Source organism: Sphingobium sp. KKT206 (assembly GCF_055640555.1).
On record NZ_CM145765.1, the window covers coordinates 710,436 to 723,266 of the forward strand.

Here is a 12,831-nt window from a genome sequence, read left to right on the forward strand (position 1 = left end):
ACCGATCCTATCCAACATCAGTATATACGCTGGGCAGCCACCTCCAGCACACGCCGAAGGCAGGCATGGGCCGCTGCCGGGGCGGGAAGGTCGTGCGGGGCCAAGCCAGGATAACGGAAGCATTGCATGGCGTGCGGGCAATCGAGCGCGTCGATCGTCGCATGGTCGTTTGCTGAGATAGCTACGCCAAGATCGAGCGACCCGTGATCGATCGCCCTGCAACATCGGTGCAGGCTATGGCCCATCAACATAAGCCGCTCTTCGTCCCAACCATCGGCGATCAGGATCGCTTTCAGCGCAAGTTCGAGACCATGCGCAACCAGCGCGAAATAGGCCATCTCCGCAGCGTCTGGCCGATTGATCAAGAGGATGCGGCCCGCCGCATCGGCATAGTCTTTGGCGAAGGCCAGATAGCGAACCGCGCGTTCTGGTTCCGGTCTGCTGATCACTCCGGCCATATCCAGCCCCCACCCAGCGAGGCGGCAAAAGCCATGGTGATGCCGATCGTGCCGACAAGGCCGGCGAGCGCCACGAACGCGAACAGCCTTGTTCGCGCGCGAAAGCGCCCGCGGGTGATGCTGACTGCAGAGCCTATCGCAGCGGCCAGAAGCAAACCCGGCCCCAACTCATAGAGAACCAGGCCGAGCAGGCGGTTGGGAAGCAGATACGGCATGTCGCGGATGATGCGCCCAAGTAGGACCGCGCCAACCACCAGAGAGCTGGCTCCCCCCCAGCGACCAATCATGGTGGCGACGGGAGTGCCGGGTTCGATCATTGCCGCGTCGCGCCTTTGCCGGCGAATGGCCCCGGCTCCTTCTTGATCGTGCCCATGTCGCACCCTTGCGGCACTTGGGCACGCTGCACGGCAAGCTGCCGCATACCTTCGTAATCGACGGCCCACAGACCTGCGCGCTGCGCTGCCGCCTTGCGCATCAGGTCGACATAGGCGCCGCCCGAATAGACGCGGTAATCGACGGCATAGCCTTGAGCGACCATCGTCGCCCCGACACTCGCCTTGTTGCGGGGGAAGCGGCACGACAGATTCAATCGCCCATAGCTCTTGGCTGTGGCGCGGCACTGCTCTTCGCGGCGCAGGGCATAGTCGAACAGCGACGCTGAGCACGTCAGCCCGCCATCGCGGGCCGCCAACTCACGCAGCACCTCGCTCGCCAGCGCCTTGAGCTGCGGCCGATCGTCATCAGGAGCATCGATCCCGACGATCCGCACGCGACCGTTTGAGAAATCGACGGTATCACCATCGATAATTCGCGGAGAAGGAGAGGATAGCTGGGTCTGCGATGCTTCGACCAGCGATGCCTTGTTCTGCGCGATGGAATAGACCGCCACGACAACGAAGGTCGCCCCCATCATCCAGCGCTGATAGGGCGGGACGCCGGGAAACAGCTTCATGCTGCCCGGATCTCGCGCAGGAGGTCGTTCCAGTCGCCGCTATGTGGCGGCAGCTTGGTGAGTAGCCTGCGCCTGTTATCGGTCAGGTGAGGGGTGGCGCGTTCCACGGCGCGCGCCGCCTCGACGCCGTGCTGGCTATAGAGGATGACGGTGTGGATGCTCTCCGGGATCGCAATGCCCTGATAGCGCTCGATACCCAGCACAGGCCATACTGGACTTGTAACGGTTTTGCGCCGGTCACCTGAGCGATTAGAGCTCGCAACAGGAGACCGACGAGATGATCAAGCATACAGAAGAGTTCAAGCAAGAGGCGGTACGGATCGCGCTGACCAGCGGGTTGCCGCGCGATCGGGTTGCATCGGATTTGGGGATAGGGAAGTCGACGCTGGGCAAGTGGGTATCGCAGTATCGGCCCAGTGATCTGGTTTCAGCGCCGCAGGCAGATCTGGCGCGTGAGAATGAACGCCTTCGCCTTGAGAACCGTGTGCTGCGGGAGGAGAGGGAAGTGCTAAAAAAGGCCACGCAGTTCTTCGCGAGCCAAAGGCCGTGAAGTTCGCATTTGTGCATAGCTGGCGGCACCGGTGGCCCGTTGAACTGCTCTGCCGTGTCATGGATGTCAGTGAACGCGGCTATCGTTCCTGGCGCTCGCGCCCGATCAGCAGGCGGGAGCGGACAGATATGAAAGTGCTGGCCCATATCCGGGAACAGTACAGGCTGAGCCTTGGCAGCTACGGCCGTCCTCGCATGACGATGGAGTTGAAGGAGGTAGGGCTCGATGTTGGCGAGCGCCGGGTCGGGCGGCTGATGAAGATCAACGGGATCAAGCCAGTCCGCACGCGCAAGCACAAGGTTACGACTGACAGCCACCATCGCCTGGGTGTCGCAGCGAACTGGCTGGACGGCGATTTTGCCGCAGATGCGCCCAACCGTAAATGGGCCGGCGACATCACCTATATCTGGACGTCCGAAGGCTGGCTCTACCTTGCCGTCATTCTCGATCTGCATAGCCGTCGCGTCGTAGGCTGGGCAGTCAGCGACAGGATGAAGAAAGACCTGGCGATCAGGGCGCTGGATATGGCGGTGCGCCTGCGCCAGCCTCCCGAGGGCTGCCTTTTCCATTCGGATCGCGGTAGCCAATATTGCTCCTACGACTATCAGAAAAAGCTGCAGGCCTATGGCCTGCGTCCATCAATGAGCGGCAAGGGAAATTGCTACGACTGTGATTATGTTGCTGCGGCTTGATGGTCTGACCCATGCTACGATTGACCCCGTGTCATTGCGTTGACGTGTCGGCCATCAAGTCGCCCTGGCAACGGGCGAGATGTGACTTGATAGGAGCCTGACGGGTTTGCCCCTTCACAGTCCTGTCCTTCTCTGAACGGTGCCCGGGCACCGTTCAGAGAAGGACAGGACATGACCAATACCAACATCAGCGGCGTCATTATCGGTGTCGATACCCATAAATCCATCCATGTTGCCGTGGCAATCGATAACAACGGCAGCCGATTGACGGCCTTTTCGGCTCCAGCGACAACAAAGGGCTATAAATTGCTCGAGGACTGGGCGTGTGCGTTGGGCACCATCACAGCCTTTGGCATCGAGGGGACTGGATCATACGGAGCCGGGCTGTCTCGCCATCTTCTGGCCCAGGGCCATAAAGTCATCGAGGTCACCAGACCTAATCGACAGTTGCGCTATCAACATGGCAAAAGCGATAGCCTCGACGCTGAAGGCGCCGCACGGTCGGTGCTGGGCGGACAGGCGATCGCCCAACCCAAAACGCAAACAGGATCCGTCGAGATGATCCGGCATCTCAAAATCGCACGCGACACAGCAGTCAAATGCCGGTCGCAGGCCATGGTGACCCTGAAAACCCTGATCATCAACGCACCTGCGGCGCTGCGCGACACGCTCGATCAGATAAACGGAAAAATCGCGCTGATCCGATATATTGCTGCACTCAGGCCCGGCGCAATGACCTCGACGATCGCATCGGCCAAAACCGCCTTGCGGGCCTTGGCACAACGCTGGCTGGCTCTACACGAAGAAATTCAGTCGCACGACAAGGCGCTCGAGCAACTGGTCATGGCCAACGCACCAACGTTGCTGGCATCGCACGGGATCGCGACGATGACGGCGGCAGAAATGCTTATACTGGTCGGCGATGATCCCACCCGAATCCGCTCCGAAGCTGCACTCGCCAAGCTCTGCGGGGTGTGTCCCATCCCCGCATCAAGTGGCAAGACCAACCGCTTCCGACTCAACCGTGGTGGAAACCGGCAAGCCAATGCCGCGCTATATCGGGTTGCAATCGTTCGGATGCGCAACCATCCGCCGACACTTGCCTATGTCAGCAAACGAAAAATGGAGGGAAAGAGCAACCGGGAGATTATACGCTGCCTTAAGCGATACATCGTTCGCGAAATCTTTACCCACCTATGTCGCCCAAAAGCATCTCTGACCAGCGCTTGACAAATATAGGAGCCTCAATGCGTCCGTCGAGACCTTCTTCAAATCCCTGAAGGCGGAACTCATCTGGCGGCAGAGCTGGCCGACGCGGCGTCAGGCAGAAGCCGCCATCTTTCAGTACATCAATGGCTTCTACAACACCCGTCGCCGCCATTCATATCTAGGCGGCATCAGCCCGCTCGCGTTCGAAGCCAAGGTGGCATAATGAGATAGGTGACCGGCACAAAACCGTTACAAGTCCAGACAATCTTCGCGCGCATTTGGCGGACAGCTTCGCCAGCGAGGAAGGCCTGGGCTGCGAGGCCGAGCGTTTGCAGCGCGCAATAGACCGGCTCGGCCGGCCGGCGGACTTCCTCCGCCCGATGCTCGCCGACGAGCTAATCGACCGCGGCACGGCTAGCGGTTCCATGCCATTGATTTCGCGCGGACTTTATCACGCGATCCGCTCCGGCTCGGGCCGTGCGCTGCGCGCCGCAGTTTTTGCGTTCGGATATCTGCTGCTAGGCATCTTCGCCGTCATGAGTGTACTTAAGCCGTTTTTTGGCAACCACATAGGGCTGATCCGTGGGGCAGACGGCTCGCTCACTTTCGGCATGGTGTCGCAAGATGGGGGGCAGGAATTGCTCGGCTTATGGTCGGTGCCGCTGACGCTCGCGCTCTGCGCGCTGCTTTATGCAATCCTCACGCGGATGCTGCGCCGTACGGTTCGCACGGTGTAAAAATTTACTTCAATACCTTGTAATACAAGAAAGGACGAATAAGATGAACCTCGATTCCGGGGCTGCTTCGTTGCGCGCAAATCCGGCCGCGCGTTCCTCCAATGTCGCAGCCTTTCTCGCACTTGCCTTCGGGTTTAGCTGGATCGTCTGGCTGGGTGTGTGGTGGTCCGCTGGACGTCCAACGTCGCTCACCGCTACGCCGATGCTAATTGCGGTCTACGCCGGGTCTTTCGGCCCAGGCGAGGGCACACCGGTTTCCACGGCGGCGACCGTCACTGTTTCTGATTTTGACAAATCGTCGCGGCCGATCGTGAGCATGCGCGCGATGGTTCTGGCGGAGGGTAGGCGGTGCAATGTGTCGGCATCGACCTTTTCCGCCCGGCGTCGGCGTGTCGCCCATTCGGTCACAACACGCAGTGAGCCGCGAAAGCCCTGCGTCTGCAACGAACGCCAGAGTGCCGCACCGTTGTGCCGACCTTTCGCCCATTGTCGATCGAACCACGGCAGGCCAAGGTTCGAGAGATGTTTCGCGCGTTCTGAATACGTCGCTTCGTTCGCCACGCAGAACGCGCCGAACCACACCCCGGCTGTGGCCGGTACGCCGCACGATGTCCTTTATGGCGAAGCCCTCGTTGCCGAGGCCAAAAATCGCAGCGTTGATGTCCGCGCGGTGCAGATATCCTTCATACTGCAGGCGTTCAGCGGTGGTCAGCAGTTCGGGATTTTTGGTCATCGCACCAACTGCGCGGCGGATCTCCCGCATCGACCTGCGGACTGCATCGAGGAAAGCGCCGGTTGCATTCTCCATCAGATGCCAACGGTCGGCGACCTGAACCGCGTTAGGGAGGGCTTTGGCTGTCGCTCGCGCGTAGGCCCCTTCACGATCAAGGGCGACGATGGCGATCTGTAGTTGCCGTGCAAGCCAGGCCTGAGCAGTGACAGGCTCACGGTCTGGCAATAGGCTGACGGGAAAGCGGCGCTCCAGATCGCAGATGATGGCGCCGTACCGCTGGACAACAGCATCGCCGGACGACGCGAAGCAGGATGTCGTTGCTGACAGGCAACCTGACGCGCCGCGCAAGACTTGCGCCAGGCCTTCCGCCTAGGGGGAGACCAAGATGATGAACGAGACCATCAAGGCGACCGGTACGCCGTGCCCAAGGGGCAAGAACACCGTCGGCAAAGCGTTCGGTGAAAATGCTCTGCCCACCATCCAACGGCTTTGCAGCGAAAGCGGCGAACAGTGGCCACCAATTTTACAGCCCGTCCGGCGAGGGGTAAGTCCCCGATGCGACGACAATAACGGCTATGAACCCAAAGAACTTAGGGTTCCGCAGCTCGGGCAGTGGCTTTCCCGAAGCGTACTGCGAACGAGGATGGTCGTACCGTCGGCGCCTGTCGAAGCACTAACAACCGCAAAGCCAGGCGGGACCATCGATGATGGATGAAGCGCTTTGTGCATGGCATTGCTCCCAGCGTGGAAACTGCCGCCATTGAAGACCACAATTGGATCAAAATTGAGTCAGAGCCCTTTTTGCACGCCGATCCACAGGCTCTGCTTTGAATGCTGATCCGCAGTCTCAACCGGATCCGGTTGAAATCTTTGCAATGTTAACTTTCCTAAACTTTATCAGATAGTAACTGTACAAAGAGGGGTCTTCCCCTTCGGTGCGGAACCGTGCCCGACGTCAATTAGCAGGAGAAGTTTTTTTGCGCAAAGGGTCCTGTTCAAGTGGACAAAATCGTTGCGGCTTCCTGCAAAGCGGGCAGTACCATGTCGCGCAGGTCGACCACACTTTTGCGCGCTGCTGCAGTGCCGACATTCAAGGCGGCAACGACCTTGCCATGGCGAGCGACTGGTACGGCGATCGAGCGCAAACCGACTTCCAGTTCCTCATCCACCACCGCGTAGCCACGGCTGGCGACCCCGCTGAGTTCGATCAGCAGTTCGGCGCGGTCCACGATCGTCTTGGCCGTGAATTTCTCGCGTGTCGTCCGGGCAAGATAGGCTTCCTGCACCGCATGGGGCTGCCCGGCCAGCAAGACCCGGCCCATCGATGTGGCGTGCAATGGCAACCGGCTGCCGACCCGTAGATTGATCGACATGATCCGTATGGCCTCGGCCCGTGACATGTAGAGAAGCTGATCATCCTCCATCACGCCCAGCGAGCAGGATTCGTGCAACGAATCGCGCAGCGTATCCAGCAGCGGCTGGGCGCGCGCCGCAAGCGCATTGAGCGATAGATAGGGGTGGCCCAGCGAAAGCGCCTGCCGCCTGACCGCATAGCCTCGCTCGTCCTGTCCGACATATCCCAGCAGCAAGAGGGTATGAAGGCATCGCCGCACCGACGCGCGGCTGAGGCCGGTCAGGCGGCCGACTTGCGCGATGGTGACCGGCTGTTCGGCCTCTGCCACGCATTTCATGACCGCCAACCCGCGCGCCAACGACGTCATGAAATCGGGATCGCCGGGTCTGTCATAGATGTTTGATTCAGGCACTTGCGCATCCGTTTTGTGGCCGATTATCGCACAATAGTGCGATAATCGATTGACTCAAGCCCCCATTGCGAAAAGACGGGAGCCAGCATCAGGAGATGAGCGTGATCGACAAAAGCGTGGGAACAGCGGCCTTGGCGGTGGATGGCATCGGCGACGGTGCGTCGGTGATGATCGGCGGCTTCGGCACGGCCGGTATGCCCGATCAGTTGATCGACGCGCTGATCGCGCGCCAGGTCGGCGACCTGACGATCATCAACAATAATGCGGGCAATGGCGAGACGGGCGTGGCCGCGCTGATTAAGGCGGGGCGGGTGCGCAAGATCATCTGCTCCTTCCCGCGCCAGTCGGATTCCCATCATTTCGACGCGGCCTATCGCGCCGGTCAGATCGAACTGGAACTCGTGCCGCAAGGCAATCTGGCCGCGCGCATCCAGGCGGCGGGTGCTGGCCTGGGCGCCATCTTCACGCCGACCGGCTTTGGCACGCTGTTGGGGGAGGGGAAGGAAAACCGTGAGATAGATGGCGTCCACCATGTCCTCGAATATCCGATCTGCGCCGATTTCGCTCTGATAAAGGCGGCACGCGGCGATCGCTGGGGCAATCTGGTTTATCGTAAAACCGCGCGCAACTTTGGTCCCATCATGGCGATGGCCGCCAAAACGACGATCGCCCAGGTGACCGACATCGTGCCACTGGGCGCGATCGATGCGGAGGTCGTGGTGACGCCCGGCATCTTCGTGCAGCGCCTTGTCCAGATCACATCCGCCACGCTGGCGGCAGCAGCCTGAAAGGAGACGCGCGTGACGAACCGTTTGACCCGCGATCAAATCGCCCACCGGTAAGGTCGTCCTCATCACAGGCGCGGCGTCCGGAATCGGCCGGGCGACCGCGATAGCATTCGTGGAACAAGGCGCCCGCATCGTCATCGGCGACGTCAGCGATGGCGCCGCCGAAACCGTGGCCCAATTGCAGGCACTGGGCGGCGATGCACTGTTCGTGCGCACAGACGTTAGCGACCCGGCATCGGTGCAGGCGCTTGTCCAAACGACCGTCGCCCATTTCGGTCGCCTGGACTGCGCCTTCAACAATGCCGGTATGCTGCCGCCCAGCAAAGATCTGGCGGATATGTCCGTCGAGGAATTCGACAAGGTCATCGCTATCGACCTTAGGGGCGTGTTTCTTTGCCTGAAATATCAGATCCAGCATATGTTGACGGTTGGCGGCGGATCGATCGTCAATACCGCATCGGTTGCTGGCCTGGTCGCCGATCCGCAGATGGCGCCCTATGTCGCCGCCAAACATGGCGTCATCGGCCTGACCAAGGCGGCGGCGCTCGATTACGCAACCCGGGGCATTCGCGTCAACGCCCTTGCGCCGGGACTGGTGGCGACGACCATGACCAAAAGATGGCTCGCCAATCCTGCGTTCAAGACGGCGTTGCTCGCCAACAGCCCGATCGGCCGTCCGGCAGAGCCAGAAGAACTGGCCGGCATGGTCCTGTTCCTCAATTCGCCCTCGGCATCGTTCATCACGGGGCAGACATTCACGGTCGATGGCGCCCAGACCGCCCATTGATCAATCTAGGTTGACCAAGCTTTAAATGAAAAAGGCAACGCGTTTGAGGCTCGCAGAAAACTAGAATTTGGCAACTACGCAAGGGTTGCTGAGCAGCTTGAGGCAAAGATCGGTTGGCTCATAACGGGTGGTATCGGAAAAAAGGAATAAAAAGGCCATAACGAAACTGACGGTACAAAAACAAACGACGTGCACGACATAAAGTTGGAGACTCATCCATGAATATCGATCTCACTGGTAAAATTGCTATCGTCACCGGCTCGACAGAGGGCATCGGTTTCGCGATCGCCAAAGGACTGACGGACGCGGGAGCGATTGTGGTGATCAACGGCCGCACCGACGCTAAGGTCGACACCGCAGTCGCCCGTCTTGGCGGACACGCACGCGGTGTCGCGGCAGATCTCGGGACCAGCGACGGTCATGCTGTCCTCATCGCTGCCGAGCCTAAGGCCGACATCGTCGTAAGCAATCTCGGCATCTTCCAGCCCACCGATTTCTTCGACACTGACGATGCGGCGTGGGACCGGCACTGGCAGGTCAACGTGATGGCCGGGGTTCGGTTGGCGCGTAGCTATTTACCCGGCATGGAGGCGCAAGGCTGGGGGCGGTTCCTACTGCTCGGGTCCGAATCGTCTTTCAACATTCCGGTCGAGATGATCCACTATGGCGTGACCAAGACTGCCGATGTCGCGCTCGCTCGAGGCCTTGCCAAACGCATGGCCGGAACCGGAGTGACGGTGAACTCCGTTTTGCCGGGTCCGACCCTCTCCGATGGGATGACCGCGATGCTCGAAAAGGAACTTGCTGTTGGCGACCGCTCAATGGGCGAAATCGCTTCCGATTTCGTGACGACCCACCGGCCGAGTTCGATCATCCGTCGCGCCGCGAGCGTTGAAGAGGTTGCAAACATGGTGGTCTATCTCGCATCCCCGCAAGCGTCCGCCACGACCGGTGCCTCGGTCCGCGTGGATGGTGGAGTAATCGATACGCTGTAAGGAAATATGCCGGTGGGATTCGGTCGTGATCGGCTCCACCCGCATCAAGGGCCACCGTTCGGCGGCGGAAGCAAAAGAGTGACCGTTAATTAGGGCATCGGGACTTCGTGTAGCGACCACACAAGCAAGATCCACGGCCTGACCGATGCCGCCGGATGCCCCGCGCTTCTTGTTCATCTCACCAAGCCACTCAAGCGACATGACTATGGTGCTAGCACTGATCGAGGCGGCAGAGGGTGACTTTGATACGCTGATCGCCGACCGCGGATGTATGGGTCCCGCTTCGACGCTTATCCGGCACATCTGCCGGTACCGCAGCGAGCCCTGCGCGGATCGCATCCTCCTGGGCTTCCAACTCTAAAAGCTCATCGACAAGCGCGCGTGTGCCCCTGCCTTCTTTCGCGAGTGTCACAAGGCCCTTGATCGCCTTGAGGACTTTCTGCAGGTCCGTTCGATCGGCGACTTCCGACGCACGTCGCTGGTGGTTGATGCGGTTGCTCTCCTGGCATAGGTCCGAATGGCCTCCGCCGCGACCTCGGGGGTCATCATCCGATCGCGCAGACCATCAAGGACGTGCGCTTCGAGTTTGTCGCGCGTGATGCTGTGCCCGTTCGCGCAGCTTTTCGTATCAACAAGGTTCGAATAGGCAAACCGCCCCTACCCGCGAAGAGAATAAGGACCGCCGCAGCAGCCGCAGTAAACCAAGCCGGAGAGAAGGCTTTTCGGGCGATGCGTGCGATTAAGAGCTGTATGGGCGGAGCGTGTTGCCTTGATGACGTCGGCATATTGGATCGCGATATTCTCCTGCCTTGCCTTCACGGCCTGCCAGAGTTCTTCATCGACGATCCGCAGGAACCTCGATCACTATCCATTCGGATCGGGGATTGATGCGGAAGACCCGCTTGCCGGCTTGCGGGTTCTTCAGATAGCGCAGGCGTTTCCACACGAGCTTGCCGATGTAAAGTTCATTGTTGAGCAGGCCGGTGCCGCGCCTGGCATGGCCACAGATCGTGGTTGAGGTCCACAGCTTGCCGGTCGGCGCTGCAATTCCTGTCTCATTCAGGCGGCAGGCAATTACGTGCGGGCTGAGTCCGTTGGCGAACTGTCGGAAAACCCGGCGAATGACTTCAGCTGCGGCAGCATAGATGCTCCGCTCACTGTGGACTGGTTCGCCTTCGCTGGAGAAGCGCCGCACGACGTCGTGGCCGGAGCAAACCCGCCGCCCGATTTGCCCTTCTCGACTCGGCCGCGCAGACCGCGAAGGATCTTATTCGCGAGATCCTTGAGGAACAGGGCGTTCATCGTGCCTTTGAGGCCGACATGCAGTTCGGAAACTTCGCCCTCTTATTAATAACGACAAGGACATGGAGAGGCCCCCGATCGGGGCCTCTCCATGTCGTCAGGCCCACATCAACAGTGGCCTGCTTTTACTCCGCCCCGATGGCCTGGAATCTGACCGCTGTTGACACGCCGCTTTTTCTCTAACGAAATGATGTAATGCGGCCGGATCGGCGGTTGTATCTTTGGGCGGGCAGTGGCCTCATACGGCGGGCCGTTTTGCGGCAAGAACAACGACTTTTCCGACTGTCTGCTTTGAAGCCTGCCGTTGATAGGCCGAAACTTAACGTCCAGGTCGTTGTGGTTGACGTCGCGCAGGGTGTGATCCCTGGTTATAGATTGGCGAATGCGCTTTCCGCTGATGCCCGCCGAGCCGAGGCCGATCTGAAGCCCATCTATGAAAATGGCAAGTGACCAGCATCCCGCCATTATTAACCGACAAAGGCTCGTTCGATCACATAATCGCCCGGCTTCGCGTTGGAGCCTTCGATAAAGCCACGCGCATCCAACAGGTGAGCGATATCCTTGATCATGGCCATGCCGCCACATAGCATGATGCGATCGGTCTGGACCGAGAGCGGCGCACCACTCAGTCCAGCCTGCGCGAACAGGCTGCCATCTTCGATCATCGTTGTGATACGCGCGTTGCAGGTAAAGGCTTCGCGCGTCACCGTGGGCAGATAGGATAGTTGCGCCATTGCCGGTTCCGATACCAGCGGATCATCCCGCAGGCCGGATTCTAGCTCCGCACGAAACGCCAGGTCGCTTGCCTGCCTGACGCTGTGGACGACGATCACGCGCTCATAGCGTTCATAGACGTCGGGGTCGCGGATCAGGCTGAGGAACGGTGCCAGCCCGGTGCCGCTCGACAGCAGCAACAGCCGATTGCCGGGCAACAGCGCGTCGGTCACCAAAGTACCGGTGGGTTTGCGCCCAAGATATATCTGGTCACCGGGCCGGATATTCTGCAATCGCGACGTCAGGGGGCCGTCCTCCACCTTGATCGACAGGAATTCCAGTTCCTCGGCATAGGCAGGGCTGGCAACTGAATAGGCGCGCAACAGCGGCTTGCCGCCGTCGCCCGTCAGTCCAATCATGGCAAACTCGCCGGACCGAAACCGAAAGCTCGCCGGGCGTGTCACCGAAAAGCTGAACAACCGGTCGTTCCAATGGCGGACTTTCAGGACAGTCTCGACCGACAGGGCGCTGGTCGCGGTCAGTTCTATCTTGTCGCTGTGTATCGCGAGTTGGTCCGCGGCGGTCATGCCGACATCGCCGGATGGAAATAGCGGGCTAGGAAGGTGCCGTCCTCGCCGAAATGATATGTCTCAAGGCTGTGCACTGTGACGGGATGGCCATTCATCATGCCTTCGTTCCTTACGCAGGCCGCGGCCTCATGCCCGTTCACGATCAGTTCGACAAATGTCAGCTTCCAGCCAACATAGCGGTCGAACAATTCCCCGATCAGGTGCAGCCCCTCCTGACGATCGCTACCCACCGGGTCATCGATCAGCAGCCCGCCTGGCGCGATGTCACGGTAGGCGGCGATGAAGTCGTCACGCCGACCCTGATTGAACATATCAAGTTGATGCCGGAGAAATGCTTCGATCCGGTCTGCGTCGAGCGTTGCCATGTGCATGTCCTTTTTAGCGGCCCGCAGCCGCTGTTCTGATTGCTGGAACGATCTCTGACCATGGGAGAAAGGGCGGGCAAGGCGACAGGCTATCGCCGGAATGCAATAGGCTATCGTTTCGCAACAATCATGTGACGCGGAAGCGGCGCGGCTATCGCCGACCCGCGTTTCACTATCGATGAACCGTGCCACC

15 protein-coding genes and 2 pseudogenes are annotated in these 12,831 nt (G+C 60.0%); 7 read left to right on the forward strand and 10 right to left on the reverse strand.

Features of this window, described 5'->3' with window-relative positions; all coding sequences use genetic code 11:
- Positions 1–17: 17 nt before the first annotated feature.
- The 4 genes from ACZ2HM_RS21340 to ACZ2HM_RS21355 are packed head-to-tail and all read right to left on the reverse strand — an operon-like array spanning position 18 to position 1,613.
- Positions 18–449, reverse strand: coding sequence for a hypothetical protein (locus tag ACZ2HM_RS21340; protein WP_470426974.1), 432 nt, complete (start codon positions 447–449; stop codon positions 18–20).
- Complete coding sequence (locus ACZ2HM_RS21345; protein WP_470426975.1) at positions 446–775, reverse strand: hypothetical protein; 330 nt, start codon at positions 773–775, stop codon at positions 446–448. Before ACZ2HM_RS21345 ends, ACZ2HM_RS21340 begins: the two co-directional genes overlap by 4 nt.
- A complete protein-coding gene (locus ACZ2HM_RS21350; protein WP_470426976.1) occupies positions 772–1,410 on the reverse strand; it encodes a thermonuclease family protein in 639 nt (212 codons plus the stop codon). Before ACZ2HM_RS21350 ends, ACZ2HM_RS21345 begins: the two co-directional genes overlap by 4 nt.
- The gene (locus tag ACZ2HM_RS21355) at positions 1,407–1,613 is read right to left on the reverse strand and encodes a toprim domain-containing protein (RefSeq protein WP_470426977.1); all 207 of its coding nucleotides are present in this window, start codon (positions 1,611–1,613) and stop codon (positions 1,407–1,409) included. The genes ACZ2HM_RS21350 and ACZ2HM_RS21355 overlap by 4 nt, the downstream gene beginning before the upstream one ends.
- Positions 1,614–1,687: 74 nt before the next feature.
- Here ACZ2HM_RS21355 and ACZ2HM_RS21360 point away from each other — a divergent pair.
- The 4 genes and pseudogenes from ACZ2HM_RS21360 to ACZ2HM_RS21375 form a co-directional block, all read left to right on the forward strand.
- A pseudogene (locus ACZ2HM_RS21360) lies at positions 1,688–2,628 on the forward strand (IS3 family transposase); the annotation flags it as partial.
- A 195-nt stretch (positions 2,629–2,823) separates the two neighbouring features.
- The gene (locus tag ACZ2HM_RS21365; protein WP_470425396.1) at positions 2,824–3,882 is read left to right on the forward strand and encodes an IS110 family RNA-guided transposase; all 1,059 of its coding nucleotides are present in this window, start codon (positions 2,824–2,826) and stop codon (positions 3,880–3,882) included.
- 16 nt (positions 3,883–3,898) lie between these two features.
- Positions 3,899–4,084: pseudogene (locus tag ACZ2HM_RS21370) on the forward strand (IS3 family transposase); the annotation flags it as partial.
- 55 nt (positions 4,085–4,139) lie between these two features.
- On the forward strand, positions 4,140–4,598 hold the full coding sequence (locus tag ACZ2HM_RS21375) for a hypothetical protein (protein WP_470426978.1): 459 nt from the start codon (positions 4,140–4,142) through the stop codon (positions 4,596–4,598).
- 205 nt (positions 4,599–4,803) lie between these two features.
- Here ACZ2HM_RS21375 and ACZ2HM_RS21380 read toward each other — a convergent pair whose 3' ends face one another.
- From ACZ2HM_RS21380 to ACZ2HM_RS21390, 3 genes are all read right to left on the reverse strand, one after another.
- Complete coding sequence (locus ACZ2HM_RS21380) at positions 4,804–5,679, reverse strand: transposase (RefSeq protein WP_470426979.1); 876 nt, start codon at positions 5,677–5,679, stop codon at positions 4,804–4,806.
- Between the two features lie 53 nt (positions 5,680–5,732).
- A complete protein-coding gene (locus ACZ2HM_RS21385; RefSeq protein ID WP_470427330.1) occupies positions 5,733–5,888 on the reverse strand; it encodes a hypothetical protein in 156 nt (51 codons plus the stop codon).
- A 438-nt stretch (positions 5,889–6,326) separates the two neighbouring features.
- Positions 6,327–7,097, reverse strand: a complete 771-nt coding sequence (locus ACZ2HM_RS21390; protein WP_470426980.1) for an IclR family transcriptional regulator domain-containing protein — start codon at positions 7,095–7,097, stop codon at positions 6,327–6,329.
- A gap of 101 nt (positions 7,098–7,198) precedes the next feature.
- Between ACZ2HM_RS21390 and ACZ2HM_RS21395 the strand changes: the two genes are divergently transcribed.
- The 3 genes from ACZ2HM_RS21395 (at position 7,199) to ACZ2HM_RS21405 (ending at position 9,667) form a co-directional block, all read left to right on the forward strand.
- Positions 7,199–7,885: a 3-oxoacid CoA-transferase subunit A gene (locus tag ACZ2HM_RS21395; RefSeq protein ID WP_470426981.1), complete on the forward strand. Its 687-nt coding sequence runs from the start codon at positions 7,199–7,201 to the stop codon at positions 7,883–7,885.
- A gap of 85 nt (positions 7,886–7,970) precedes the next feature.
- Positions 7,971–8,672, forward strand: coding sequence for an SDR family NAD(P)-dependent oxidoreductase (locus ACZ2HM_RS21400; RefSeq protein WP_470427331.1), 702 nt, complete (start codon positions 7,971–7,973; stop codon positions 8,670–8,672).
- A gap of 218 nt (positions 8,673–8,890) precedes the next feature.
- The gene (locus ACZ2HM_RS21405) at positions 8,891–9,667 is read left to right on the forward strand and encodes an SDR family NAD(P)-dependent oxidoreductase (RefSeq protein ID WP_470426982.1); all 777 of its coding nucleotides are present in this window, start codon (positions 8,891–8,893) and stop codon (positions 9,665–9,667) included.
- Between the two features lie 835 nt (positions 9,668–10,502).
- Here ACZ2HM_RS21405 and ACZ2HM_RS21410 read toward each other — a convergent pair.
- From ACZ2HM_RS21410 to ACZ2HM_RS21420, 3 genes are all read right to left on the reverse strand, one after another.
- Positions 10,503–10,862, reverse strand: coding sequence for a recombinase family protein (locus ACZ2HM_RS21410; RefSeq protein ID WP_470426983.1), 360 nt, complete (start codon positions 10,860–10,862; stop codon positions 10,503–10,505).
- A gap of 574 nt (positions 10,863–11,436) precedes the next feature.
- On the reverse strand, positions 11,437–12,270 hold the full coding sequence (locus ACZ2HM_RS21415) for a ferredoxin--NADP reductase (protein ID WP_129927593.1): 834 nt from the start codon (positions 12,268–12,270) through the stop codon (positions 11,437–11,439).
- Positions 12,267–12,830 (reverse strand): nuclear transport factor 2 family protein, encoded by a 564-nt coding sequence (locus ACZ2HM_RS21420; protein WP_470426984.1) that lies wholly within the window; start codon positions 12,828–12,830, stop codon positions 12,267–12,269. The genes ACZ2HM_RS21415 and ACZ2HM_RS21420 overlap by 4 nt, the downstream gene beginning before the upstream one ends.
- Between the last annotated feature and the right edge of the window lies 1 nt (position 12,831).

Excerpts from the sequence above, each read along its gene's own strand:
- ACZ2HM_RS21345 (WP_470426975.1), bottom strand. The coding sequence starts at position 775 with ATGATCGAACCCGGCACTCCCGTCGCCACCATGATTGGTCGCTGGGGG.
- ACZ2HM_RS21350 (WP_470426976.1), bottom strand. The coding sequence starts at position 1,410 with ATGAAGCTGTTTCCCGGCGTCCCGCCCTATCAGCGCTGGATGATGGGG.
- ACZ2HM_RS21365 (WP_470425396.1), top strand. The coding sequence starts at position 2,824 with ATGACCAATACCAACATCAGCGGCGTCATTATCGGTGTCGATACCCAT.
- ACZ2HM_RS21405 (WP_470426982.1), top strand. The coding sequence starts at position 8,891 with ATGAATATCGATCTCACTGGTAAAATTGCTATCGTCACCGGCTCGACA.
- ACZ2HM_RS21415 (WP_129927593.1), bottom strand. The coding sequence starts at position 12,270 with ATGACCGCCGCGGACCAACTCGCGATACACAGCGACAAGATAGAACTG.